The sequence below is a fragment of the Salipiger sp. 1_MG-2023 genome, from assembly GCF_030547555.1.
Taxonomy (GTDB): Bacteria; Pseudomonadota; Alphaproteobacteria; order Rhodobacterales; family Rhodobacteraceae; genus Salipiger.
This window is the reverse complement of the sequence record NZ_JAUOQN010000002.1, coordinates 130,188-152,162: the sequence shown is the minus strand read 5'-3', so window position 1 is coordinate 152,162 and position 21,975 is coordinate 130,188. Positions and strand designations below refer to the sequence as shown.

20 protein-coding genes and 1 tRNA gene are annotated in these 21,975 nt (G+C 65.4%); 12 read left to right on the top strand and 9 right to left on the bottom strand.

Features of this window, described 5'->3' with window-relative positions; genetic code table 11:
• The first annotated feature begins 82 nt into the window (after nt 1–82).
• Nucleotides 83–1,432, top strand: coding sequence for an esterase-like activity of phytase family protein (locus Q4543_RS02030; protein WP_303436089.1), 1,350 nt, complete (start codon nt 83–85; stop codon nt 1,430–1,432).
• 62 nt (nt 1,433–1,494) lie between these two features.
• On the opposite strand, the gene Q4543_RS02025 is transcribed toward Q4543_RS02030, so the two are convergent.
• Entirely contained in the window at nt 1,495–3,045 is a 1,551-nt protein-coding gene (locus Q4543_RS02025) for a sodium:alanine symporter family protein (protein ID WP_303436087.1), read from the bottom strand.
• A 17-nt stretch (nt 3,046–3,062) separates the two neighbouring features.
• Nucleotides 3,063–3,500: a universal stress protein gene (locus tag Q4543_RS02020; protein ID WP_303436086.1), complete on the bottom strand. Its 438-nt coding sequence runs from the start codon at nt 3,498–3,500 to the stop codon at nt 3,063–3,065.
• Between the two features lie 253 nt (nt 3,501–3,753).
• Here Q4543_RS02020 and Q4543_RS02015 point away from each other — a divergent pair, with 253 nt between their 5' ends.
• Complete coding sequence (locus Q4543_RS02015; RefSeq protein ID WP_303436084.1) at nt 3,754–4,095, top strand: DUF2853 family protein; 342 nt, start codon at nt 3,754–3,756, stop codon at nt 4,093–4,095.
• A gap of 214 nt (nt 4,096–4,309) precedes the next feature.
• On the opposite strand, the gene Q4543_RS02010 is transcribed toward Q4543_RS02015, so the two are convergent.
• Genes Q4543_RS02010 through tsaD form a run of 4 tightly spaced genes read right to left on the bottom strand, consistent with a single transcriptional unit; the run spans nt 4,310 to nt 7,029 of the window.
• Nucleotides 4,310–4,726 carry an EVE domain-containing protein gene (locus tag Q4543_RS02010; protein ID WP_303436137.1) on the bottom strand — a complete coding sequence of 139 codons (417 nt, stop codon included), beginning with the start codon at nt 4,724–4,726 and terminating at the stop codon, nt 4,310–4,312.
• Entirely contained in the window at nt 4,723–4,995 is a 273-nt protein-coding gene (locus tag Q4543_RS02005) for a YciI family protein (protein ID WP_303436082.1), read from the bottom strand. The genes Q4543_RS02010 and Q4543_RS02005 overlap by 4 nt, the downstream gene beginning before the upstream one ends.
• Nucleotide 4,996: 1 nt before the next feature.
• Nucleotides 4,997–5,953, bottom strand: a complete 957-nt coding sequence (locus tag Q4543_RS02000; RefSeq protein WP_303436080.1) for an NAD(P)H-dependent glycerol-3-phosphate dehydrogenase — start codon at nt 5,951–5,953, stop codon at nt 4,997–4,999.
• Complete coding sequence (gene tsaD / locus Q4543_RS01995) at nt 5,950–7,029, bottom strand: tRNA (adenosine(37)-N6)-threonylcarbamoyltransferase complex transferase subunit TsaD (RefSeq protein ID WP_303436078.1); 1,080 nt, start codon at nt 7,027–7,029, stop codon at nt 5,950–5,952. The genes Q4543_RS02000 and tsaD overlap by 4 nt, the downstream gene beginning before the upstream one ends.
• A 72-nt stretch (nt 7,030–7,101) precedes the next feature.
• On the opposite strand from tsaD, the gene Q4543_RS01990 reads away from it, so the two are divergent.
• The 5 genes from Q4543_RS01990 (at nt 7,102) to Q4543_RS24585 (ending at nt 11,456) form a co-directional block, all read left to right on the top strand.
• On the top strand, nt 7,102–7,836 hold the full coding sequence (locus Q4543_RS01990) for a uroporphyrinogen-III synthase (RefSeq protein WP_303436076.1): 735 nt from the start codon (nt 7,102–7,104) through the stop codon (nt 7,834–7,836).
• Between the two features lie 65 nt (nt 7,837–7,901).
• A complete protein-coding gene (locus tag Q4543_RS01985; RefSeq protein ID WP_303436074.1) occupies nt 7,902–9,392 on the top strand; it encodes a COG4223 family protein in 1,491 nt (496 codons plus the stop codon).
• 10 nt (nt 9,393–9,402) lie between these two features.
• Complete coding sequence (locus Q4543_RS01980) at nt 9,403–10,923, top strand: heme biosynthesis protein HemY (RefSeq protein WP_303436073.1); 1,521 nt, start codon at nt 9,403–9,405, stop codon at nt 10,921–10,923.
• Between the two features lie 45 nt (nt 10,924–10,968).
• Nucleotides 10,969–11,044 (top strand) — tRNA-Thr (locus tag Q4543_RS01975).
• A 61-nt stretch (nt 11,045–11,105) separates the two neighbouring features.
• Nucleotides 11,106–11,456: a DUF6538 domain-containing protein gene (locus Q4543_RS24585; RefSeq protein ID WP_368502144.1), complete on the top strand. Its 351-nt coding sequence runs from the start codon at nt 11,106–11,108 to the stop codon at nt 11,454–11,456.
• A 202-nt stretch (nt 11,457–11,658) separates the two neighbouring features.
• Here Q4543_RS24585 and Q4543_RS01965 read toward each other — a convergent pair whose 3' ends face one another.
• Nucleotides 11,659–13,701 (bottom strand): hypothetical protein, encoded by a 2,043-nt coding sequence (locus Q4543_RS01965; protein WP_303436070.1) that lies wholly within the window; start codon nt 13,699–13,701, stop codon nt 11,659–11,661.
• 222 nt (nt 13,702–13,923) lie between these two features.
• Between Q4543_RS01965 and Q4543_RS01960 the strand changes: the two genes are divergently transcribed.
• From Q4543_RS01960 to Q4543_RS01950, 3 genes are read left to right on the top strand one after another with little or no spacing between them, the layout of a single operon-like run.
• Nucleotides 13,924–15,552: a hypothetical protein gene (locus Q4543_RS01960; protein ID WP_303436068.1), complete on the top strand. Its 1,629-nt coding sequence runs from the start codon at nt 13,924–13,926 to the stop codon at nt 15,550–15,552.
• A 14-nt stretch (nt 15,553–15,566) separates the two neighbouring features.
• Complete coding sequence (locus tag Q4543_RS01955; protein ID WP_303436066.1) at nt 15,567–16,517, top strand: hypothetical protein; 951 nt, start codon at nt 15,567–15,569, stop codon at nt 16,515–16,517.
• Nucleotides 16,518–16,530: 13 nt separating this feature from the next.
• A complete protein-coding gene (locus Q4543_RS01950) occupies nt 16,531–17,982 on the top strand; it encodes a S8 family serine peptidase (protein ID WP_303436064.1) in 1,452 nt (483 codons plus the stop codon).
• A gap of 414 nt (nt 17,983–18,396) precedes the next feature.
• Here Q4543_RS01950 and Q4543_RS01945 read toward each other — a convergent pair whose 3' ends face one another.
• The gene (locus tag Q4543_RS01945) at nt 18,397–19,404 is read right to left on the bottom strand and encodes an adenosine kinase (RefSeq protein WP_303436061.1); all 1,008 of its coding nucleotides are present in this window, start codon (nt 19,402–19,404) and stop codon (nt 18,397–18,399) included.
• Nucleotides 19,401–20,045, bottom strand: coding sequence for an endonuclease III (gene nth / locus Q4543_RS01940; protein WP_216002202.1), 645 nt, complete (start codon nt 20,043–20,045; stop codon nt 19,401–19,403). The genes Q4543_RS01945 and nth overlap by 4 nt, the downstream gene beginning before the upstream one ends.
• Before the next feature lie 142 nt (nt 20,046–20,187).
• Between nth and Q4543_RS01935 the strand changes: the two genes are divergently transcribed.
• Together Q4543_RS01935 and Q4543_RS01930 are read left to right on the top strand one after the other, a co-directional pair.
• Nucleotides 20,188–21,024 carry a bifunctional helix-turn-helix domain-containing protein/methylated-DNA--[protein]-cysteine S-methyltransferase gene (locus Q4543_RS01935; protein WP_303436059.1) on the top strand — a complete coding sequence of 279 codons (837 nt, stop codon included), beginning with the start codon at nt 20,188–20,190 and terminating at the stop codon, nt 21,022–21,024.
• Between the two features lie 140 nt (nt 21,025–21,164).
• Nucleotides 21,165–21,833, top strand: coding sequence for an OmpA family protein (locus tag Q4543_RS01930; protein ID WP_216002204.1), 669 nt, complete (start codon nt 21,165–21,167; stop codon nt 21,831–21,833).
• Nucleotides 21,834–21,975: the final 142 nt, after the last annotated feature.

Here is a 21,975-nt window from a genome sequence, read left to right as displayed (position 1 = left end):
AAACTGAGATTGCGAAGTGATCTGCGTGTTACCAAGCAAGGGTAGAGCACGGCTAGCCTTACCTTGGGAATGGAACCGTCTCATGCGCCTCTCGATCTCTGTCCTTGCTGTTGCGGGCGTGCTTGCCGCCCCGGCCCTTGCCGAAGAAATCTATCCTGCCACGCTTGCAGGCCATGCGATCCTGCCCGCGATGTCGCTGGTCGAGCCGCCTGCTGACGCGCCGCGCGATGCCTGGATCTCGGGCAAGTTCACCGGCGCGGCGCGCATCGATGCGCCGATGAGTGTCATGGGCAATGTCGGCAAATCCTATGGCGGGCACGATACCGGCATCGCGCTGCCCTTCATCGGCCAGCCGGTGCAGGGCATGTCGGGCTTTGCGATGACCCGCGCCGAAGATGGCAGCTGGTACACGCTGACCGACAACGGTTTCGGCTCCAAGCGCAACTCGCCGGACGCGATGCTGTTCTTTCACAAGATGGCCCCTGACTGGGACAGGCAATCGGTCGAACGCCGCGAGACGATCTTCCTCTCCGATCCCAATCACGTCGTGCCGTTTCGCATCGCTTATGAAGGCACGCAAAGCCGGTACCTGACGGGCGCGGATTTCGACACCGAGTCCATTCAGGTCATTGGCGACGAAGTGTTCATCGGCGACGAATTCGGCCCGTATATCATCCGCGCCGGGCTCGACGGGGTGGTGAAATCGGTGCACGCGACCATGCTTGACGGCAAGGAACTGACCGGCCCCGACACCTATAGCGTCTACGTTCCCGCCGCTGCCGGCACCGATTTCCAGGTGCAGCGTTCGGGCGGCTACGAGGGCATGGCGCTTCAGCCCGGCACCGGGATGCTCTGGGCGATGCTGGAAAAGCCGATCCTGCTTGACGGCGGCGAAACCGAAGGCCCCTTCCTGCGGGTCCTCCAGTTCGATCCGAAGGCGGGGGACTGGACCGGCAGCTCGGTCAAGTTCCAGCTGTCGGACGGCGCCACCGCCATCGGCGATTTCAACTTCATCGACGAGACCCGCGCGCTGGTGATCGAACGTGACAATGGCGAAGGCGACATTGCGCAGGGCTGCGCCGAGGGCGTGACCGACACGACCGCCTGCTATCCCAACCCCGCCAAGGTCAAGAACGTCGTCCTGGTCGACATGAGCGACACCGATGCGGATGGGTTCGTTCGCCGGATCGGCCACATCGATCTGATGAACATCGCCGATCCGGACGGCAAGGCCATCGACGGGCTGCATCAGGGCGAGGGCGCGTTCACCTTCCCGTTCTTCACCATCGAAGACGTGGCCCGTGTCGATGACACCCACATCATCGTGGCGAATGACAACAACCTGCCGTTCTCGGGTGGGCGCAACATCGGCAAGGCGGCGGACAACGAGTTCCTCCTGCTGTCGGTTCCCGAGCTGCTGTCGGCCAAATGAGCCGGGCCTGAAAAAAGGGAGGGGCGCCCGTGGCCGGGCGCCCCCCTTCGCGTTCGCACGGATCAGGCGTAGCGTTTGATCTCGCCCGATTTCAGCCGGGCTTGGTAGCTCAGCATCTCGGCCTTGACGATGGGCATCAGGAAATACAGCCCGAAGATGTTCACCAGCGCCATGGCAAAGATCGCCGCATCCGAGAAGTCGATCACCGGACCAAGGTTCATCGCCGCGCCGATCACGACGAAGATGCAGAACAGGATCTTGAACGACAGCTCCTGCGCCTTGCCCTCGCCGAACATGTAGGTCCATGCCTTGAGGCCGTAGTAGCTCCACGAGATCATCGTCGAAAAGGCGAACAGGATCACCGCCAGCGCCAGCACATAGGGGAAGAACGACAGCGCCGAGCCGAAGGCCGCCGATGTCAGCGCCACGCCGGACACGTTGCCTTCGGTTGCCACCCGGCCCGCTTCGGCGTCCCAGATGTACAGGCCGGTCTGCGGGTCGATCTGAAGCACACCGGTGATGACGATGACCAGCGCCGTCATGGTGCAGATCACCACCGTGTCGATGAAGGGTTCCAGCAGCGAGACATAGCCTTCGGTGATCGGTTCCTTGGTGCGCACCGCGCTATGGGCGATGGCGGCCGAACCGACGCCCGCCTCGTTGGAAAACGCTGCCCGTTTGAAGCCTTGGATCAGGGCACCAACAAGCCCGCCAGCGACGCCAAGCCCGGTGAAGGCTCCCGCGAAGATCTGGCCGAAGGCCCAGCCGATCTGGTCGTAGTTCATCGCGATGATGATCAGCGCCGTGCCGACATAAAGCACGCCCATGAAGGGCACGACCTTTTCGGTGACCTGCGCGATGGATTTCAGCCCGCCGATGATCACCGCAAAGACGATGGCGGCAAAGATGATGCCGGTGATCCAGCCGGGATAATCGCCGACGATGTTGGAGATCTGCGCATGGGCCTGGTTGGCCTGGAACATGTTGCCGCCGCCCAGCGAGCCGAGCACGCAGAAGATCGAGAACAGGATGGCGAGAAACTTGCCAAGCTTGGCAAATCCGCGTTCCTCCATGCCCTTGGACAGGTAGTACATCGGGCCGCCCGACACCGATCCGTTTGGATATTCGTTGCGGTATTTCACCCCCAGCGTGCATTCGGTGAACTTCGACGCCATGCCCATCAGGCCGGCGAGGATCATCCAGAACGTCGCGCCGGGGCCGCCGATCGACACCGCCACGGCGACGCCCGCGATGTTGCCAAGGCCCACCGTGCCCGACAGCGCCGTTGCCAGCGCCTGGAAATGGCTGACCTCGCCGGCGTCGTCAGGATCGGAATACTTGCCGGTCACCAGCGCGATGGAATGGGGAAACGAGCGGAACTGCACAAAGGCGAAATACACGGTGAACACCGTTGCGGCGATCACCAGCCACAGCACGATCCACGGAAAGCTCGTGCCGGGAAAAGGAGAGAAGATGAAATTGACAAAGGGACCGGTCGCCGCGCCGACCATCTCGTTGATGGCGGCATCCAGACTGTTGGTGGATTCCTGCGCCGTGGCCGCCGGGGCCGCAAGCAGTGCCGCGAGGGCAAGAAGGACTGTCTTGTTGAACATGGGTCTGCCTTTCCGGCTCAGGGCACAATGACGGTGGGAACGGGAGCAAGTTGCGCAAGGCCCAGCGTCACCGATCCAAAGACCCGTGCCGCCATCGACTGCGACCCCGAGCGACCGACGAAGATCACCGAGGCCTCGGCTTTCTTGGTCTCTTCGAGGATCAGTTCCACCACCTGTCCGTAGCGGATGACCCCCTTGGCGGTCACGCCGGCGGCGGCGGCCTTGGCAAGCGCGGGCTGCATGACGACCTGATCGGCGCGCGCCAGCTCCTGCTTGCGACGGCCGTGGCGTTCGGCCAGCTCTTCCTGCGTCAGGAAGCGGTAGGGCGACCATTCGAGGACATGCACCAGCACCAGGCTGGCACCTTCGGTCTTTGCGCGGTGAATGGCGTAATCCAGAACGCCCGGATTGTCGGGCGCGCCTTCGAACGCGACAATAAAAGTGTCGGAACTCATCCTGTCTGTCCTTCTGTTGTTCTCGGCGTCTGTCGTCGCTCTTGTCGGGGGCAACCTGCCCTGATGCTGGGCGATAAAGGCCAGAGCTGTCACCTGATTTTAAGGGTTTCTTCACGATTTCCCCGGGCCGCCCGGTTCAGCATGGCAGCTTGCAACCGAAAAGGGCGAAAATTTTCCAGCTTTTTCTTCTGTGGCGTGTGGGCCATGCTGCGCTCAGCCCCGCGCACCCGGGGCCCAACACGGGAGAGAAGACATGAGCAAGCGCGACGAGCTGATTCAGAAATACGCCGAGGATCTGCGCGGTAAATGCGGCATCGAGCCGGATATGGCCCTGCTGACCAAGGTGACCATCGGCTGTGGTCCGTCGATCTACAATGCCGACAGCGCGACCGTCGCCTCGTCTCAGCCGGCCGAGCTGGAGACCGTGAAGGCCAATTTCCTGATCAAGAAGCTGGGCTTGCCCGATGGGCCAGAGCTGATGGACGGCATCAACAAGGCCATCGAAACCTACGGACAGTCCGAGCGCAGCAAATATCGCGCCGTGCTGTATTATCTTTTGGTGACGCAGTTCGGCAAGCAAGCGGTCTACGGCTGACCGGGTTCGGTTAACGCAGTTTACCACGACCTTTCCGCAATGGATTGCGCTTTAGGCAGTTCCAACTTGGGGAGAATCGCGGCTTGGGGTATCCATGGTTTGTGGCCAGAAGGCCGAAACCGGAATTCAACCATACTGTGTGGGAGCAGTGGGGTGAGAGACGGGGTTCGGCACCGGCCGGACCTCGTCTTTATCTTTTTGTCAGGCGTGCAATTCAGCTCAGCCCGGCGAGCGCGCAGACCACCCGCCATTCCTCGGCGGTGACTGGCTGCACCGACAGGCGCGACTGTTTCAGCAGTGCCATTTCCGACAGGCGCGGGTCGGCTTTCACCATCTCAAGCGTCACCGGGGTTTTCACCGGTTCTATCGCCTGAATGTCGACACAATCCCAGCGACCGTCGGTAGCCGTGCTGTCGGGATGGCTTTGTGCAATCACCTCGACAATGCCGACGATGGCCTTTTCCGTCTGGGAATGATAGAAAAAGCCCCGGTCGCCCACGCGCATCTCGCGCATGAAATTGCGGGCCTGATAGTTGCGCACGCCGGACCATTCCTCGCCCGCACTGCCCTTGGCCACCTGGTCCGCCCAGGACCAGGCCGATGGTTCGGACTTGAACAGCCAGTGGTTCACCCGACGACCTTTTTCCATGCCTTCAGCTCGACGCTCTCGAACAGGCCTGCCTTTGCATAGGGGTCGCTGTCGGCCCATGCCTGCGCAGCCGCCATGTCGGCCACATCGAGAATCACCAGGCTGCCGCACATCTCGCCCGCCGCATCCAGCAGCGGCCCGGCCATGGCGACAACGCCGGTGGCCGAGATGTAGTTCAGATGCGCGTCGCGGTTGTCCTTGCGCGTCTGAAGCGCGCCTTTCTTGTCCTTGGCGATAAGAGCGATAAGCATGTCATTCCTCCTTCAGGGATCGGTTTAGCAATTGGGTGATGATCTCGGCAACCGAGGCGCCGTTCGAAACCTCGGCCACGGCGGCGCAGATCGGCAGATCCAAGCCCAGCCGCCCGGCCAGCCGGGTGACGGCCAGCGCGGTCTTGACACCTTCGACGGTCAGCGCGGCATCGAACGGCGCGCCGCCCCCCCGCGCCAGCCCATAGCGATAGTTGCGCGACAGCTCCGAGGTGCAGGTCAGCGCCAGATCGCCAAGGCCCGACAGCCCGGCGAGCGTTTGCGGTTTTGCGCCAAGCGCTATGGCAAGGCGGGTCATTTCGGCAAAGCCGCGGGTCATCAGCGCGGCGCGGGCGCTGTCGCCCAGCCCCATGCCGATGCAGGCCCCGCAGGCAATGGCGATGACGTTCTTCAGCGCGCCGCCAAGCTCGGCCCCGGTGGTGTCGGTGGCGCGATACAGCCGCAGCGTCGGGGTCGACAGCTCTGCCTGAAGCGCGGCGCCGGTGGCGGCATCGGCGCAGGCAAGGGTCAGCGCGGTCGGCAGGCCGCGCGCGATGTCGTCGGCAAAGCTGGGGCCGGTGAGGATCGCGGGGATCGCCTGCGGCTTGGCGGCGGCGACCACACCGGTCGGGCCGGTCAGTTCGGTCAGATCGATGCCCTTGCAGCAGGCGACAAGGCGCTGCCCGGCCAGCGGCGCATCGATCAGCCCAAGCACCGAATGCAGCGATTGCATCGGCGTGGCCAGCAGCAGGGTCTGCGCCTGTGCAACCTCTGCGATGGACTGTGATGCGGTGATGCCATCGGGCAGTGGCGCACCCGGCAGGCGCGGGGCGCGGCGCTCGGCGTTGATGCTGTGAACGGTGGCGGCGTCGCGCGCCCAGATGGTCACGGGGGTGCCCTTGCGGGCCAGCGTGATCGCCAGCGCCGTGCCGAAGGCCCCCGCGCCAAGCACGCCGATCACGCCTTGGCGCCCTTCTTGCCAGAGCCAAGCAGCGGCGCGGCGTTCCGGTCGAGCGGCCAGCGGGGGCGGGCGGTCAGCGCCATGTCCGACAGCTCGCCAAGGGCAAGCAGCTCGCCTCCGGCATAGGCGATCATCGCCGCATTGTCGGTACAAAGCGCCAGCGGAGGCGCGGTGAAACGCACGCCGCGTTCGTCGCAGATCGCCTGCAAGGCGCCCCGGATGGCGGTGTTGGCCGCAACCCCGCCAGCGATGGCGATGGCGGGGGCCTCTGGCGCGTCGGCAAGATACAGCGCCAGCGCCCGCCTGGTCTTTTCCGCCAGAACGTCGCGCACCGCCGCCTGAAACCCGGCGGACAGATCGGCGCGGTCTTGTTCATACAGCCCGCCTTGGTCGGCGACAATCTGGTCGCGCATCCGTAACAGCGCCGTTTTCAGGCCGGAAAAGCTCAGATCGCAGCCGGGGCGATCCAGCAGCGGGCGGGGGAAGCGAAACCGCTTTTCATCGCCCGAAAGCGCCGCCTGTTCGACCGACGGCCCGCCGGGTTGCGGCAGGCCCAGCAGGCGGGCGGTCTTGTCGAAGGCCTCGCCGGGCGCGTCGTCGATGGTGCCGCCAAGGCGGGTAAATTCCTGTGGGCCACGCACGATCAGGAACTGGCAATGCCCGCCCGACACCAGCAACATCAGGTAGGGAAACGCCAGACCGTCGGTCAGGCGCGGTGTCAGCGCATGGCCGGCAAGGTGGTTGACCCCGATCAGCGGCTTGCCCAGCCCTGCCGCCAGCCCCTTGGCCATCATCACCCCCGACAACACGCCGCCGATCAGCCCCGGCCCCGCCGTCACCGCCACCGCGTCGATGTCGCGCAGCATCACCCCGGCGTCGGTCAGCGCCTGTTCGATGGCAAGATCGAGCTTTTCCGCATGGGCGCGGGCGGCGATCTCGGGCACCACGCCTCCGAAGGCGGCGTGCAGTTCGGCTTGGCCCATCACCACCGATGACAGGATCTGCCGCCCGCGCAGCACCGCCGCGGCAGTGTCGTCGCAGCTGCTCTCCAGCCCGAGGATCAGGGGGTCGTTCATGCGTCCATCCGTTGCAATGCCTTTGCCATGCAGCTACCACCTGCGCACAAGCGTCACAATGCCAAGGCCGCCATGCCAACGCCCATCCTGCTGCTGACAAGGCCCGAACCCGCCGCGCGGCGGTTTCTGGCAGCCGTGTCAGAGCGGGTGGAGGGCTTTCGTCCGATCGTGAGCCCGCTGCTGCGGATCGAACCGCGCGGCCCGTTGCCGCAGACCGATGCGGTGGGGGCGATCTTTACTTCGGCCAATGGCGTGGCCGCGTGGCAGGCGCTTGGCGGCGCGCCGCTGCCGCTGTGTTATACGGTGGGCGATGCCACCGCCCGCGCCGCCCGCGCCGCCGGCTTTGCGCCGATCAGCGCGCAGGGCAATGCCGATGCCTTGGTGGCGCTGATCCGCGCGCAGGCCCCGCGCGGCCCGCTGATCCACCTGCGCGGCACCCACAGCCGCGGCGATGTGGCCCGGCGGCTGACCGACGCGGGCATTTCGGTGCGCGAAGCGGTCATTTACGATCAGCCTGCACAGGAATTGAGCGCCGAGGCGTTGATGGCCCTGTCTGGTCAGGCTCCGGTGATTCTTCCGCTTTTCTCTGCGCGAACGGCACAGCAGGTTGCGCAGACCCCGGCAGGCAGAGCGCCGCTAATCGTCGCAGCCATCAGCCCCGAGGTGGCCGATGCGCTGGGCGCGCTCTATGTGCAAAGGCTGGAAATTCCTGCGCGAGCTGACGCGGAACATATGCAGGCTGTCGTGATTGGTCTACTGAAAGACAGCGGGGCGCTTGTGAAACGTCACGGGTCTGTGGAAGGTTAGGCAGGCACGCGCCTCAGACGTGCCGAGGATACGAGAACGTACTCGAGAATTTGAAAGGGTGGAGCGTGGCCGACGAGAAGAAACCGGTAGACGGCATTGAGGATGGCGCTGATACGCAAGCGCCACGGACCCCGGAGACGGTGAACGAAGAGCTGCTCGGCGACGGCGCGGGCAAGGCCGAAGACGACGCTCCCGCCAAAGAGGCCGAACCAGAGGCAACCGCCTCTGTCGAGACGGACGAGAACACCGATATTCATTCGGCAGGCGAAGCGGCTCTGGCCGAGGAAGAGGCCGCCGAGGCCGAGGCTGTGCCAGACACGGATGAGACCGCCGAAGCGGAAGACAAGGATGCGCCCGTCCCGGACGACACGGATGCGTCCGCTCCGGACGACGAGGATGCGCCCGTTCCGGACGACGGTTCTACCATCGACGCCAACTCGCCGTCCGCAATCGACGGCACCGTCGAAGCGCCAGCTCCTGAAGCTGCAACCGCCGCTGCCGCCGTTCCCCCCGCCGCCGAGCAGAGGCCCGCACCCAGCTCGCCGCCGCAGGTGATCGAAAAGACCATCGTCGAGAAAAAGGGCGGCTTTGTGCCGATGCTGCTGGGCGGTGTCATCGCTGCCGGCATCGGCTACGGCGTTGCGACCTATCAGGCGGGCGGTTTTGGTACCGTGCCGAATCCGTTCGAGGATGAAACCCGCGCCAGCCTGACCGACCAGTCGGCCCGCATCGACGCGCTTGCTGCCGAGGTAAAGACCGCCACCGATACCGCCAACGGCATCGATCTTTCGGCGCTCGAAGCCTCGGTCAGCGATCTGCAAAGCCAGATCGACGCTGCCAGCGGCAGCTCTGCGGAACTGTCAGAGCGTCTCGACGCCTTCACCGCGCGGCTCGATGCGATTGAAAAGCGCCCGCTGGAGCAGATCTCGCCCGAGGCCGTCGCGGCGTTCGAACGTGAACTCGACACGCTGCGCGAGGCAGTGGCCCTGCAAAAGACACAGGTCGAGGATATGACCCAGCAGGCGCTCGACGCCGAGGCCAACGCCGAACAGCTTGCCGCCCTGTCCAAGGCCCGCGCCGCACTGGCCGAGGCCAGCGCTGCCATCGTGGCCGGTGCGCCCTATGCCGCGCAGCTCGCGATCATCGAAGCCAATGGCGTTTCGGTGCCGGCGGCGCTGTCGGCACCTGCGGAAGACGGCGCGCCCACGCTGCCCGAACTGACCGAGGAATACCCGCCGCTGGCCCGCGAGGCGCTTGCCATCGCGCGGCGCGACGAAACCGAAGGATCGAGCGGCACCGCGCGGTTCAGCACCTTCCTCGAAAACCAGCTGGGCGTGCGCTCGGTCACCCCGCGCGACGGCGATGGCGCCGACGCCATCCTGTCGCGCGCCGAGGCCGCGCTGAAAGGCGGCGACCTTGCCACCGCGCTGAGCGAACTGAACAGCCTTCCGGACGAGGCCAAGGCGCCTTTGAGCGACTGGATGGCCAAGGCGCAGACACGCGCCGATGCGGTCGGGGCGGCAGAGTCGCTCGCCCAGGAACTGAACAAGGAATAAGGGTCGAAACATGCTCTGGTCACTTCTGAAGATCGTCATCTTCGTCGCCATCGTCGCGGCCCTGACCCTTGGCGCGGGCTATATCATGGAGGCCAACGGCGGCATCCAGATCACCGCCGCAGGGTACGAGCTGAACCTCGGGCCGCTGCAATCGGTGATCGCCGTCGGCCTGCTGGTTCTGGGCCTGTTCATCCTGTTCAAGCTGGTGGGCCTGCTGATCGCGGTGCTCAAGTTCATCAACGGCGATGACACCGCGCTGTCGCGCTATTTTGACCGCAACCGCGAACGCAAGGGCTATCAGGCGCTGTCCGAAGGCCTGCTGGCGCTGTCCTCTGGCGAGGGCAAGCTGGCCATGGCCAAGGCGCAAAAGGCCGACCGCTATCTGCACAAACCCGCGCTGACCAACCTGCTCACCGCGCAGGCCGCCGAAATGAGCGGCGACACCCGCAAGGCCGAGGAGACCTACAAGAAGCTGATCCAGAACGAGGATACCCGCTTTGCCGGGATTCGCGGCATGATGAAGCTGAAGCTGGCCAAGGGCGATGAAGACACCGCGCTGGCGCTGGCCGAACGTGCCTTCTCGATCAAGCCCAAACATCCTGAAATTCAGGACATGCTTCTGGAATTGCAGGTGAAAAAGCACGACTGGAAAGGCGCGCGCAAGACGCTTTCCGCCGAGCTGAAGCACGGGAACCTGCCGCGCGACGTGTACAAGCGCCGCGATGCGGTTCTGGCACTGTCCGAAGCCAAGGATATCTTTGCCGAGGACAAGCCGATCGAGGCGCGCGAGGCGGCGATTGCCTCGGCAAAGGGCTCGCCCGACCTGATCCCCGGCGCCTGCATGGCGGCGCGGGCCTATCTGGCGCGCTCGGAAAAGAAAAAGGCCGAGCGTATCCTCAAGAAGACCTGGAGCGTGCAGCCGCACCCCGATCTTGCGGCCACCTTCGCCGAGATCGAGCCCGAGGAAACCCCGGCCCAGCGGATGAAGCGGTTCAAGGCGCTGACATCGCTGCGCACGGCGCATCGCGAAACCAAGCTGCTGCGGGCCGAGCTGGCGCTGTCCGCCGAGGATTTCCCCGAGGCGCGCCGCGCCATCGGCAACCTTGCCGAGACCGAACCGGATGCCCGCGTGCTGACCGTCATGGCTGCGATTGCCAAGGGTGAGGGCGCGCCGGAAACCGAGGTGCGCGGCTGGCTGGCCAAGGCGCTGAGCGCGCCGCGCGGCCCGTGTTGGGTCTGTGACAAGTGCCACCACATCCACGCCGACTGGGTGCCGATCTGCGACAATTGCGGCGGTTTTGACACGCTGAGCTGGACCAACCCGCCGCAAAACGGCGGTGCGCCCGCCGGGGCCGAGATGCTGCCGCTGATCGTCGGCACCGCGCCGGCCCCCGCCGAAGAAGAGGCGCCGGTGGTCATGGCCCCCAACCCTCCGACGCCAGAGGGCGCGGCTGCGGCAGAGGCCACCAAGGCCGAGGTCGAAGAGGCCGAAGTCGTTGCCGAAGATGCCCGCAAAGAAGAGGCAAAATAGCCCTTCCCTACGGGTGGCCTCGATGCTATTAGGCCGCCCACCAGTGCCGGTGTAGCTCAGCTGGTAGAGCACGTCATTCGTAATGATGGGGTCGTAGGTTCGAGTCCTATCACCGGCACCAATTCCCTTGGTAACACATTGGTTTCGCTTCAGCTTCTTGCCGCTGCTAGGAGCCGTAGACCATGTCGGAGACCATTTTGCCCTCGTTCACCTTCGTGAAATCAGGGATCTTGTACTTCAGCCGTCGCATCCCGGCAGAGCTGAAGAGTCACTACACTGCGCCCCGCATTGCGGTTTCCCTTCGCACGAGATCTTCCCGAATCGCAGAAGCACGGGCAGGCGTGCAGCTGATCAACTGGACGAGTACTGGTTCCATCTTCGCTCGCAGTCCAAGGAATTGCCGGGGAAGCACATGCTTCGGCTGCAGCGGGATCCCAGAGCAGCAGTGGTGTCGCCCCCGAGGATCGAATCGGCGTCGAGCAGCATCACGCTCTCCGAGGCGATGTCCCTCTACCTCGAGTACAAGGGGATGAACCGTCCCGACACCTTCCAGCGGGCCGCCGAGCGAGCATGTGGCTACGTCATCGACGCTTGCGGCGACAAAGCTCTGGACACCTACACGCGAGCGGGTGATCTGCAACCGGGATTGCAGCAACAGCCATCGCACAAATGACCCCGCCCGGCAGATCCGGGAGCCGATCCACCGGGCGCGGCCGTCATGCCGGTCTTCCCCTGTCAGACCGGCATGTGGTCTTCGGCGGCACGGGACAGCCAGCTGGTCACGTCAACCATCCGGCCATCCCGCCCGCAAATCGTCACGCCGACCGCGTGAGCCCTTCCCTCGATCAGGATGCGATCGCCGTCGAAACTGGTGAACCGCAGACTGACCGGATCGGCAGAGGTCAGCATCTGTTCCTGCAGGATCGTCAGGGCGATCCGTTCTCCCAGCCTCAGCCCCTCGCTGGCGTCGCTGAAAAAATGCACGCCTGCCATGCAACCGGCCTGGGCGAGGTTGCCGGCCAGCTTGTCGAGCTCTCCTTGGATCGTGAGATGTTTGCTGCCTGTCGCCGGAACCAGATCGGCGCCGCTGCGCGCCGGGTCGATTCCATCGAGGCCAGAGATGACGCAGGGTTGCAGCGCGTCGCCAAGGCCGATGCTGTCCATCGGGCGCTCTGTCCAGCCGTCTTCGCAGGTGAACATCTCGAACCGGGCCTTGAGCATGGTGATGCAGGCCCCGGCAACGGTTGCGGGCGCGGCCCCGTGCGAAGGAGTCATGGGCGATCCGTCGATCCATGCCATCGGCAGCAGAAGGCTTTGCGCCCCGTCGTGCGACAGGCCAGTCAGAGGGTAGCCGTTTTGAGGATCTTTATGCGCTGCAAGCTGCGCGGCATTATGCGCCGCAACAGGGGCAAGCAGGCCGGTCCGCTCCAGCCCGTCGAGCATCAGCCGCAGTTGGCGCTGCATGTCCTGTGTCAGCCTGCCGGGACGCCCATTCGCGACCTTGTCGAGCATCGCTGCAAGGCGTTCGGGGCGCCCCCGGCGATGGATGTGAAATGCCTGTCGCCGCGCCGCCTTGGCCGCGTGCGAGGCGGCGATGGCGAGGCTGGACAACAGATCGAGCGCGGCGACCTCGCCGCTTGCCCCGCGGGTGCCTTGCGCCTGAGCGCCGGAGCGGGGCGCGCCTTGGCCGAGCAGGATCAATGCCGCCGTGGTGCAATGCTGCGAGATCTGGTCAAGCCGTGCGCAGGCAGCCAGATGCCGCGGCGTGGTGATGAACCCGCGCTCTGGCGCAAGCGCCTGCAAATGCCCGAGATTTGCGCCCTGCTGCGCATCAAGCCAGCTTTGCGTGTCGACCATGTGATCGACGCCGTGCGGATAGCGTCCGACCCGCTGGTCGATGTCCTGCACGCCAAGGGAAACGTGGCCGCGGCGCTGCTCTGTGGGGGTGCGCCCTGTTCCGACAAGCAGGAATTGCGACAGGGCGGGGCCGCGATCGTCGTTGCGCGTCACGCCCTGAAACAGCGATCGGATCGCATGCTGCCCCTGCTGGTCAAAACGGGTTGCGCGGCGCTCTGTGGCGCGGGGGCCGATGCCACAGGGGGTGACGCCAAGGTTCAGGAACGGCAGGCTGCCAAGCGCTTGCGTCAGCGCATCGACGCTGAGCCCGCAGGCAAGCACGCGATCGCTGCCCGCGGTGATCTCGGAAAATGGCACGTCGCGCAGCAGCGCCAGCGCGTAAAGTTCGGCCATTTCCGCGATCAACTCGGCCGAGCCCAGCGTGGGGGCGGCTCCGGTGGCGATGTCGCCCGGATCGGCCCCCTGAAGATCGAACAGATGCCCGGCGCGCGGGCCGTCCCAATCCCGTGGCTCGATGGGGTTGCCGTCACGGCGCGTGCACCGCCACGGCTCGCGATAGTCGGGCTTGGGGCGATACCATGCGGGGGTGTGGCCGCCGCGCACGCCCGCTGCCTGCGGGCCGAGCGGTACGTCGAAATCATGGGCGAGGCCAGCCCGCCCCGGCTGCGTGATCGCCCTCACGAAGGCGCGGTAGGCGCGCGGGTCGACAAAGCCATCGGAATCATGGGGCAGGCCCTTGGTGAAGGCCAGCGGCCACAGTTCGGCATGCCGTGCGTCTTCGCCATTGGTCGGGCTGATCTGTGGCGCGCGGCTGGCGGCGATCAGCGCGGCGGTTTCGCGAATCTCGCAGGACTTGAGGTGGCGTTCTGCCAGACCAGTGTCGGAGCTGGAATGGTGCTGATAGTCTCGAAAATCATCCATCGCGTCATCTTCCCCTGTCGAGCGCCGCATTCGCGCCCCCTCCCAAGCATCGTTTCGCCAATGGATTCACCGGCACAGGGGAAAAAATGGGGAATTCACGGACCATTTTCGGGGAAAAACCGAGGAAACCTCTCAAAAGTCGGGAATTGCGTGTTTGACAGAAGCTGACCAAAGGTAAAGCATCGGTTAACAAATTTCAGTACGCGTATTGGAGGCATGGGCATGAACTGCCCCGGTGATCGTTACAGATTGCGCCTTTTCGGACCGTTCGAGCTGCGCGCTCCGGACGGGCGGGCGGTGACGCTTGGCCGCAAGGCACAGGGGCTGGTGGCGATCCTTGCCTGTCAGGATGGGCGGGCTGTGCCGCGTGTTCGGCTTCAGGATCTACTGTGGTCGCTCAGCGGCCCGGAGCATGGCCGCGACAGCCTGAAGAAATGCCTGCGCCAGCTGCGCACTGCGCTTGGCGAGGATGCCGATGGATTTGTGCTTTGCCGTGCCGACGGAGTGGCCCTGAACAAGGCCGCAATCGACTGCGATCTGGAACAGGTTTCGCCAGAGGGGGCCTTTCTTGAGGGGCTCGATCTGAACGATCCCGAATTCGAGGATTGGCTGCGCGAGACGCGCTCCCGGCTCAGGCGGCCGCGCAGCGTGGTGGTTTCCGGGCAGGGCCGCGACGCTGGCTCGCGGCTGCGCATCGCGGTCGGGGCGCTGCGCACGCTGCCTCAGGACATGCTGGCCGAGATGGGCGCGGGGATGCTGCTGGGCCGGCTGGTGTCGTTGCTGTCACAGAACGATCTGATCGACCTGCGCGATCTGCGCGACGCCGACCTGCAAAGCCTTGGCGGGGCGGACGCGCGGCTTGCCAGCCGGGCGATGACCTCTGGCGACCGGATCTGCGTGCAGCTTGCGCTGATCGCGCTGGCCAGTGGCCGGGTGATCTGGTCCGAAGACGTGGTGCTGCCCGTCGATACCGGCACCGATCGCGCCGCACTAGCAGGCACGGTCGCTCGGCTGGCCGGGCAGATCGAGCGCGCTGTCTGCCGCGAGGACCGCGAGACCGGTGATGGCAGCCGCGCCGCGTCGCGGCTGATGCTCGACGGGATCGAACGGCTGTTCCACCTTGGCCCCGGCAACACCGACGCCGCTGTCGAGCGCTTTCGCCGCGCCGCCGCCATCGAGTCGCGTGGCAGCTTCAAGGCGTGGCTGGCGCTGACCACCGCGTTTCGGCTGGAAAGCAGCAAGGGCCGCGACGCCCCTGCCTTGCGGGACGAGGCCGAACAGCTGACCGCAGAGGCACTGGACGAGGCGCCCGACAATCCCTTGGTGCGCTCGCTTCTGGCGCATGTAAGCGGCTTCGTGCTGCGGGATTTCGACCGGGCGAATGCGTTGCTGACCCCGCTGGAGGGCAGCGATCCGGCAACCCCGATGTATCATTTCGCGCTGTCGATGCTGCGCTTCTACGAAGGGCGGCTGGACGCCGCGCAACAGGCCGCGGTGACAGCGCGTCAGCGCGGCGGCAGCCATCCCTATGCCTATGCATTCTCGACCGGGCTGAGCATGATCGCGCTGTGTCGCGGCGATGCGGTGCAGGCCGTCGCGCATGGGCGCGAGGCGCGTGGCCTGATGCCGCTGCGCAGCCGTCCCTACGAGCCGACGCTGCGCTATCTCACGGCGGCGCAGGCGCAGGCGGGGCAGTTGGCCGACGCGCGCAATACGTGGGACGCGCTGTGCCGCGCCGACCCCCACAACGATGCCAAGAACCTGCGGGACAGCAATTTTCCAGTGCCCGCCGAACACGCCCGCGAAGCGCTTGGCCGCAGTTTTCGCGCGCTTCATGCTGCCGTGACCTGAGACAGGAGTCGCCCGTGCCGATCCCCCCATTGCCCCATCCACTTGCCGGGTTCGACGGCGCCAGCAAGCTGCGGCTCGGCAAACAGGGCGACATATTCGAGCCGCTGGCCGCTCCGGCGCCGGTTGCGGCCACGCGCGGCGCAACAATGCGCATTGCCTCGGTCGCAAGCGTGAAAAGCGCGACCAGCCTTGGCGGAGCCCGTGCACAGGCTCAAGCCCAAGCACAGGCGCAGGCCCAAGCACAGGCTCAGGCGCAGACAGCGGGCGGCGGTTTTCCCGATCAGGTGCTGTCGACATGGGCGGAGCTGCGGGAGCTGGCGCTGCTCGGCGATCGCATTGCGCCGGATGGCAGCGGGGCGATCCTCGAGGCCGGGCACGCCTTTCCCTTCGAGGCGATCTGTCTGCCGCCGCCCCCCGGCGCCGATGAGACCGCCGCTGAAATCGAGATCCTGCGGGGCTATCTTCAGGATCTGCGCAAGGACAGCTACCGGCAGGCCGAGATCGACCGCCAGAAGACCGCCAACCATCCAATCGACGTGCTGCGCCCGCTGGGGATCGACGGCATCGGCGGCTATGACAACACCGTCCGGCTGATCCGCACGTTGCTGCAACTGTCAGAGCGCATCGGCTACGTCTACAAGGCGCGGTTTTCCCGGCCGCGCCCCTCGGCGCTGGACCCGACGCTGCGGCCCTTTCTGTCGAATCCACCGCACGCGGCCTATCCGAGCAACCACGCCTTCCAGAATTTCACCCTCGCCGAAGTGCTGAACCGGGCGCTGCCCGAGCTGCCTGCGACGGTCGAGCTGTTTCACGTGGCGCGGCGCATCGGTGAAAACCGCGAACACGCGGGCATCCATTACCCCTCGGATACCGACGCTGGCGAGATGCTGGCGCGGCAGATGGCCCCCTATTTCATGTATGTCTGCCGCTCCGCGATCCGCGCGGCGCAGCAGGACTGGCGCTGAAGGTGACGATATGATGGACGAACCCGGGTATGGGCAACATTTCCTGTGGCATCTCGCACGGATCGGCGCGTTGCAACCTGCCGGAACCGCCCCTGAAACATGGCAGCCCAGCCCGGCCTGGGTGGCGCTGCTGGGCCACGCAAAGCCGGTCAGGATTGCGCTGATCGACAATGGGGCGGCGCTGGACCATCCCAACCTGCAAGAGCCGGGGCGCCCCTGTCTGCACCAGCCGATCGAATTTGCCGCCCATGTGCAGGGCACGCTCTATGCCGACGATCCCGATGCTGCCGTGCCACGGTTCGACCGGCTGCCTGCCGCGTTGGCGCAGATCGGCATCGACGATCCCGCGGCGTTTTTCGACCGCCCGCTGACGCCGCAGCTTGGCGATGCGATCCACGGCTATCTGGCCGGAACGCTGAGCCCGGCGCGGATCGACCTGCTTTCGCCCTCGGCCCGTTTCGCAGCGCACGGCACCTGCTGTGCGGGGCTGCTGGCCGGGCGACCCGAACCCGAAGGGGCAACGCATCGCAGCCCGGTGACGCTGCCCTATTACGGGGTGAACCCGGTGGCGCAGGTGATTCCCATCGCCACGGTCTACAGCCCTGCCTACTGGCCGCTGATCATGGGGCTGCTTTATGCCATCGACCGGGGCGCCGATGTGATCCTGATGCCGCGCGCCGCCGAAGACATGCTTTCCCCCGCCGATTACCTCGCGGTCTGGGGGGAGGACGGCAAGCCAAAACTCGGCGAAGACGCCGATCCGCGCGGCAACGGCAACCTGACCGACGCGGCGCGCTACGCCGACAAGCTGCTGTTCGAAGAGCTGCTGCTGAAAATCGCCGCGCATGTGCCGGTGATCCTTGCCGCCGGGAACAGCGGCCAGAGCCGTCTGGAATATCCCGCCTCTCTGGCCGCACCGGACAATGCGCTGATCACCGTGGGGGCGGTGAACAGCCTTGGCAGGATTGCCAGCTATTCCTCGGGGCAGGCAGACGGGCCGACGGTGCTTGCGCCTTCGGATGATCGCGAAGAGATTTCAAACGCCTATTTCCGCCATTCTGACACATCGTGGCGGGCGCGGCGGCTGGATCTTTCCGCTGTCGAAGGCTGGATCGATGCAGTATCCGACTATTCGCCCTACGGGGTGCTGGCGACCGACATTCCCGGACCTTACGGCTATGATGCAAGCACGACATCCGATCGCGACCTGACCGAAGATCGCCTGCCTGCCAGCGTGATCGCCGACCGGATGGGGCAGGAAAGCCTGCCGCGCGGGCTTTATACCTTGTTCGGAGGCACCTCTGCGGCATCAACCATCGTTGCGGGCATCGTCTCGCTGATCAAGGCCAGCCCAGCCGGGAAAGATCTGGATGGCCATGCCATGAAGCAGAAGCTGTTGGCCATATCGCAGGACAATGTGCCGCTTGCGCTCGACGCGCTTCAGGCCGCGGACGAGCCGGACTGATCGCTGCGCGGCGCCTTTGCTGCGCTGTTGTCAGACAGAGACGCAGCTTTTTGAAGGGATTGTGCGACGCTTACGGCCTCTCTGGCCCGGGCGCGCGCCTCCCGTGACCGGGCGCGCGCTTCGGCAGCGCGGTCGTTGACAGGCGGAGCCGTGACACTCAGCGATTCCATTCGCCCCTCGGGATTTGCCCTGAACTCAAGGGAGCGTGTCGATTTAAATCGTTTGCGTCAAGAAATGGCAGCGTTTTGTCGCTTGGTTTCGGTAAAATGCGCTGCGATCAGGCGTGGGCCAAGTCAACGGGCCCGGGTCTCTTTCATACCGCCGGAGCCCTGTCATGCGCGCCAAGGATCCCGGCGCGCACAGGTCTTGCAGTCTGGCGCGACGTCAGGGGGCGACGACGCCAGAGGCGATGGTTCAGATCAACCCCTCGCGGCGCAGCAGGGCCTTTACGTCGGCCTCGGGGCGCGGGCCCATGTGGGCGATGACCTCGGATGCGGCAACGGTGCCCATCCGGGCGCAGGTTTCCATGTCGGCGCCGGTGGCAAGCCCGTACAGAAACCCAGCGGCGAATTGATCGCCCGCGCCGGTGGCATCGATTGGCACAACTTTGGTTACCGGCACGTCGATGCGCTGGCCATCCTTCATCACGCTGACGCCGTCGCCCGACCGGGTGCAGACCACCAGCGGGCAGACCGCCGCCACCCGCTTCAGATCCTTGTCGAGATGATCGTCCTGATACAGCGAGCGGATCTCGGCCTCGTTGCCGATGACGTAATCCATCTCGTTGGCGATCAGGCGCAGGAAATCGTCGCGGTGACGTTCGACGCAGAACGGATCGGAAATGGCGATTCCGGCGATGCCTCCCGCGGCGCGGCATTTGCGGGCCATGCGGGTAAAGGCGTCTTTGCCCTTGGGCTTGTCGAAAAGATAGCCTTCGAGGAACACGATCTCGGCCTGCGCCGCCACGTCTTCGGACACATCCTCGGGGCCAAGCTCGGCGGAAATCCCCAGATAGGTGTTCATCGAGCGCTCGCCATCGGGCGAGACGAAGATCATGCTGCGCGAGGTCGGCAGCTCGCCGCCCACCACCGGCGGATTGACGAAATCGGTGCCGTCGCGCTCCATGCCTTCGGCGTAGAACCGCCCGAGCGCATCGTCGCGCACCCGCCCGACAAAGCCGGTGCGCAGCCCCAGCTTGCCGATCCCGGCCAGCGTGTTGGCCACCGACCCGCCCGGTGCCTGAACCCGGTTTTCCATCGCGCCGTACAGCTGTTCTGCGCGGTCGCGTTCGACCAGCTGCATGATGCCCTTCTCGATGCCCATATGGTCGAGAAAGCTGTCATCGCTGCGGCTCAGCACGTCGACGATGGCGTTGCCGATGCCGACGACCTGATATTTCTTGGTGGGATGGGGCAGGGTCATAGGGTCTTTTCCTCGAACTGGCAGAGGTCGCGGATCAGGCAAGCCGGACATTTCGGCTTGCGCGCGACGCAGGTGTAGCGGCCGTGCAGGATCAGCCAGTGATGGGCATGATGCTGGAAATCCACGGGAATGTTGTCTTCGATGGCGCGCTCGGTGGCGACGACATCCTTGCCGGGGCAGATGCCGCTGCGGTTGCCGACGCGAAAGATATGCGTATCGACCGCCTGCGCCGGGTAATGCCACCACATGTTGAGCACCACATTGGCGGTCTTGCGCCCGACGCCGGGCAAGCTTTCCAACGCGGCGCGCGAGCAGGGCACTTCGCCGTCGTAATCATCGACAAGGATCTGGCTCAGCTTGATGACGTTCTTGGCCTTGTTGCGGAACAGGCCGATGGTCTTGATATGCTCGGTCACGCCGTCCAGCCCGAGGGCCAGCATCTTTGCGGGGGTATCGGCGATCTCGAACAGCTTCGCCGTGGCCTTGTTGACTCCGGCGTCGGTCGCCTGCGCCGACAGCGCCACGGCGACAACCAGCGTATAGGCGTTGACGTGATGCAGCTCGCCCTTTGGTTCGGGTTCCGCCGTCTGAAAGCGGGTGAAGATCTCCCGCAGGGTATGATAATCGAGCTGTTTTGCCATTTGTCCGGATATGCCGGGCAAACGCGGTCCGGGCAAGTAGTTAGCGTTGCGGACGAGGGGCTGGCCTTGAAACCGCAGGATCCGGGTCGCGCGGCGGCCTCGGTCAGGCTACTGCTGTGTCACGCAGAACGGAGCCGGACAGATGCAGCAGGACGCCCAAGGCTATCATTTCGATTTCATGCGCCGCGCCATCGCCGAGGTCGACGCGGCCGGTCCCGGCATATCGCTAGAGGCGCTGGCGGGGCGGCTGAACATGAGCCCGGCGCATTTCCAGCGGGTGTTCTCGCGCTGGGCCGGGGTGTCGCCGAAACGCTTCCAGCAATATCTTGCGCTGGGTCACGCCAAGGCGCTGCTGGATGAGCGGTTCACCACGCTTGAGACAGCGCATGAGGCCGGGCTGTCCGGCTCCGGACGCCTGCACGATCTGTTCCTGCGCTGGGAGGCGATGAGCCCGGGCGAGTATTCCAGAGGCGGTGACGGGCTGGTGATCCGCTGGGGCTGGTTCGACAGCCCGTTTGGCCCGGCGCTGATGATGGGCACCGAAAAAGGCCTGTGCGGCATCGCCTTTTCCGCCGAATCCGGCGAGGCGGAGGCGATGCGCGATCTGCGCGCCCGCTGGCCGGCGGCGCGCTACGTCGAAGATCCCGCCATGCTGGCGGATTGGACCGCCGCCGCCTTCGGGCAGGCTCAGGGAGATGTGCCACTGTTCCTGATCGGCGCGCCGTTCCAGATCAAGGTGTGGGAGGCGCTGATGCGGATCCCGTCCGGCCATGTCACCAGCTATTCCGAAATCGCCAAGGCCATCGGAAACCCGCGCGCCGTGCGGGCGGTGGGCACGGCGGTCGGGCGCAACCCGATCTCGCTGCTGATCCCTTGCCACCGGGCGCTGCGCAAATCGGGCGGCTTGGGGGGCTATCACTGGGGGCTGCCGGTCAAGCGGGCGATCCTTGCGTGGGAATCAGCGCGGCTCGAGGCGTGACATCGGCGTGAGAGTTGTTGCGGGATGCGCAGACTCCCGCCGATGTGATCGCATAACCGTGGTTGGCGCTGGTAAACGGCAGGCTATAACCCACGCAGACCCCGACTCTGGGGACTGCATACCATGAGGAGAGGCTTTTCATGATCCGGGCAACCAAACCGATTTTCCTGACGCTCACCGCCGCGCTGGCGCTGGCGGCCTGTAGCGATATTACGCTGATTGACGACAGCGATCCCAACGCACGCGCCAAGTCGGGTGCGGTGATCGGCGCGCTGGGCGGGGCCGCGGCGGGCCGCATTCTGGGCGGCAACAACAATGACACCGTCAAGAACACCCTCGTTGGCGCTGCCGTCGGCGCGGCGGCGGGCGGTCTGATCGGCAACAACCTCGACAAGCAGGAAGCCGCGCTGCGCCAGCAGCTGGGCAACAATGTCGGGATCAACAACACCGGCGACCGGCTGATCGTGACGCTGCCGCAGGACATCCTGTTCGCCACCGACAGCGCATCGCTGCGCCCCGACCTTCAGGCCGATCTGCACACCGTGGGCCGCTCGCTGCTGGAATATCCCAACACCACGGTGCAGGTCATCGGCCACACCGACAGCGATGGCGATGCGGGCTACAACCAGCAGCTCTCGCAGCGCCGGGCGCAGTCCGTGGCTTCGGTGCTGATGTCCGAAGGCGTGCCGTCTTACCGTATCCAGTCGATCGGTCGCGGCGAAAACCAGCCCATCGCGTCGAACCTGACCGCAGAGGGCAAGCAGCAGAACCGCCGAGTCGAAATCGTGATCCTGCCGAACGCTAGCTAAGCCTTTCGGGCCTCGCTGACATGACGCGCCGCGGCCCACCCGCGGCGCGTTTTTGCATTCGGGACGCATCGGCCTCATGGGGCATCGCCCTAGCGATACCGTAGGCCTGTGCCCTTGCGGGCAGGTAGAAAGGCTGCGTGGG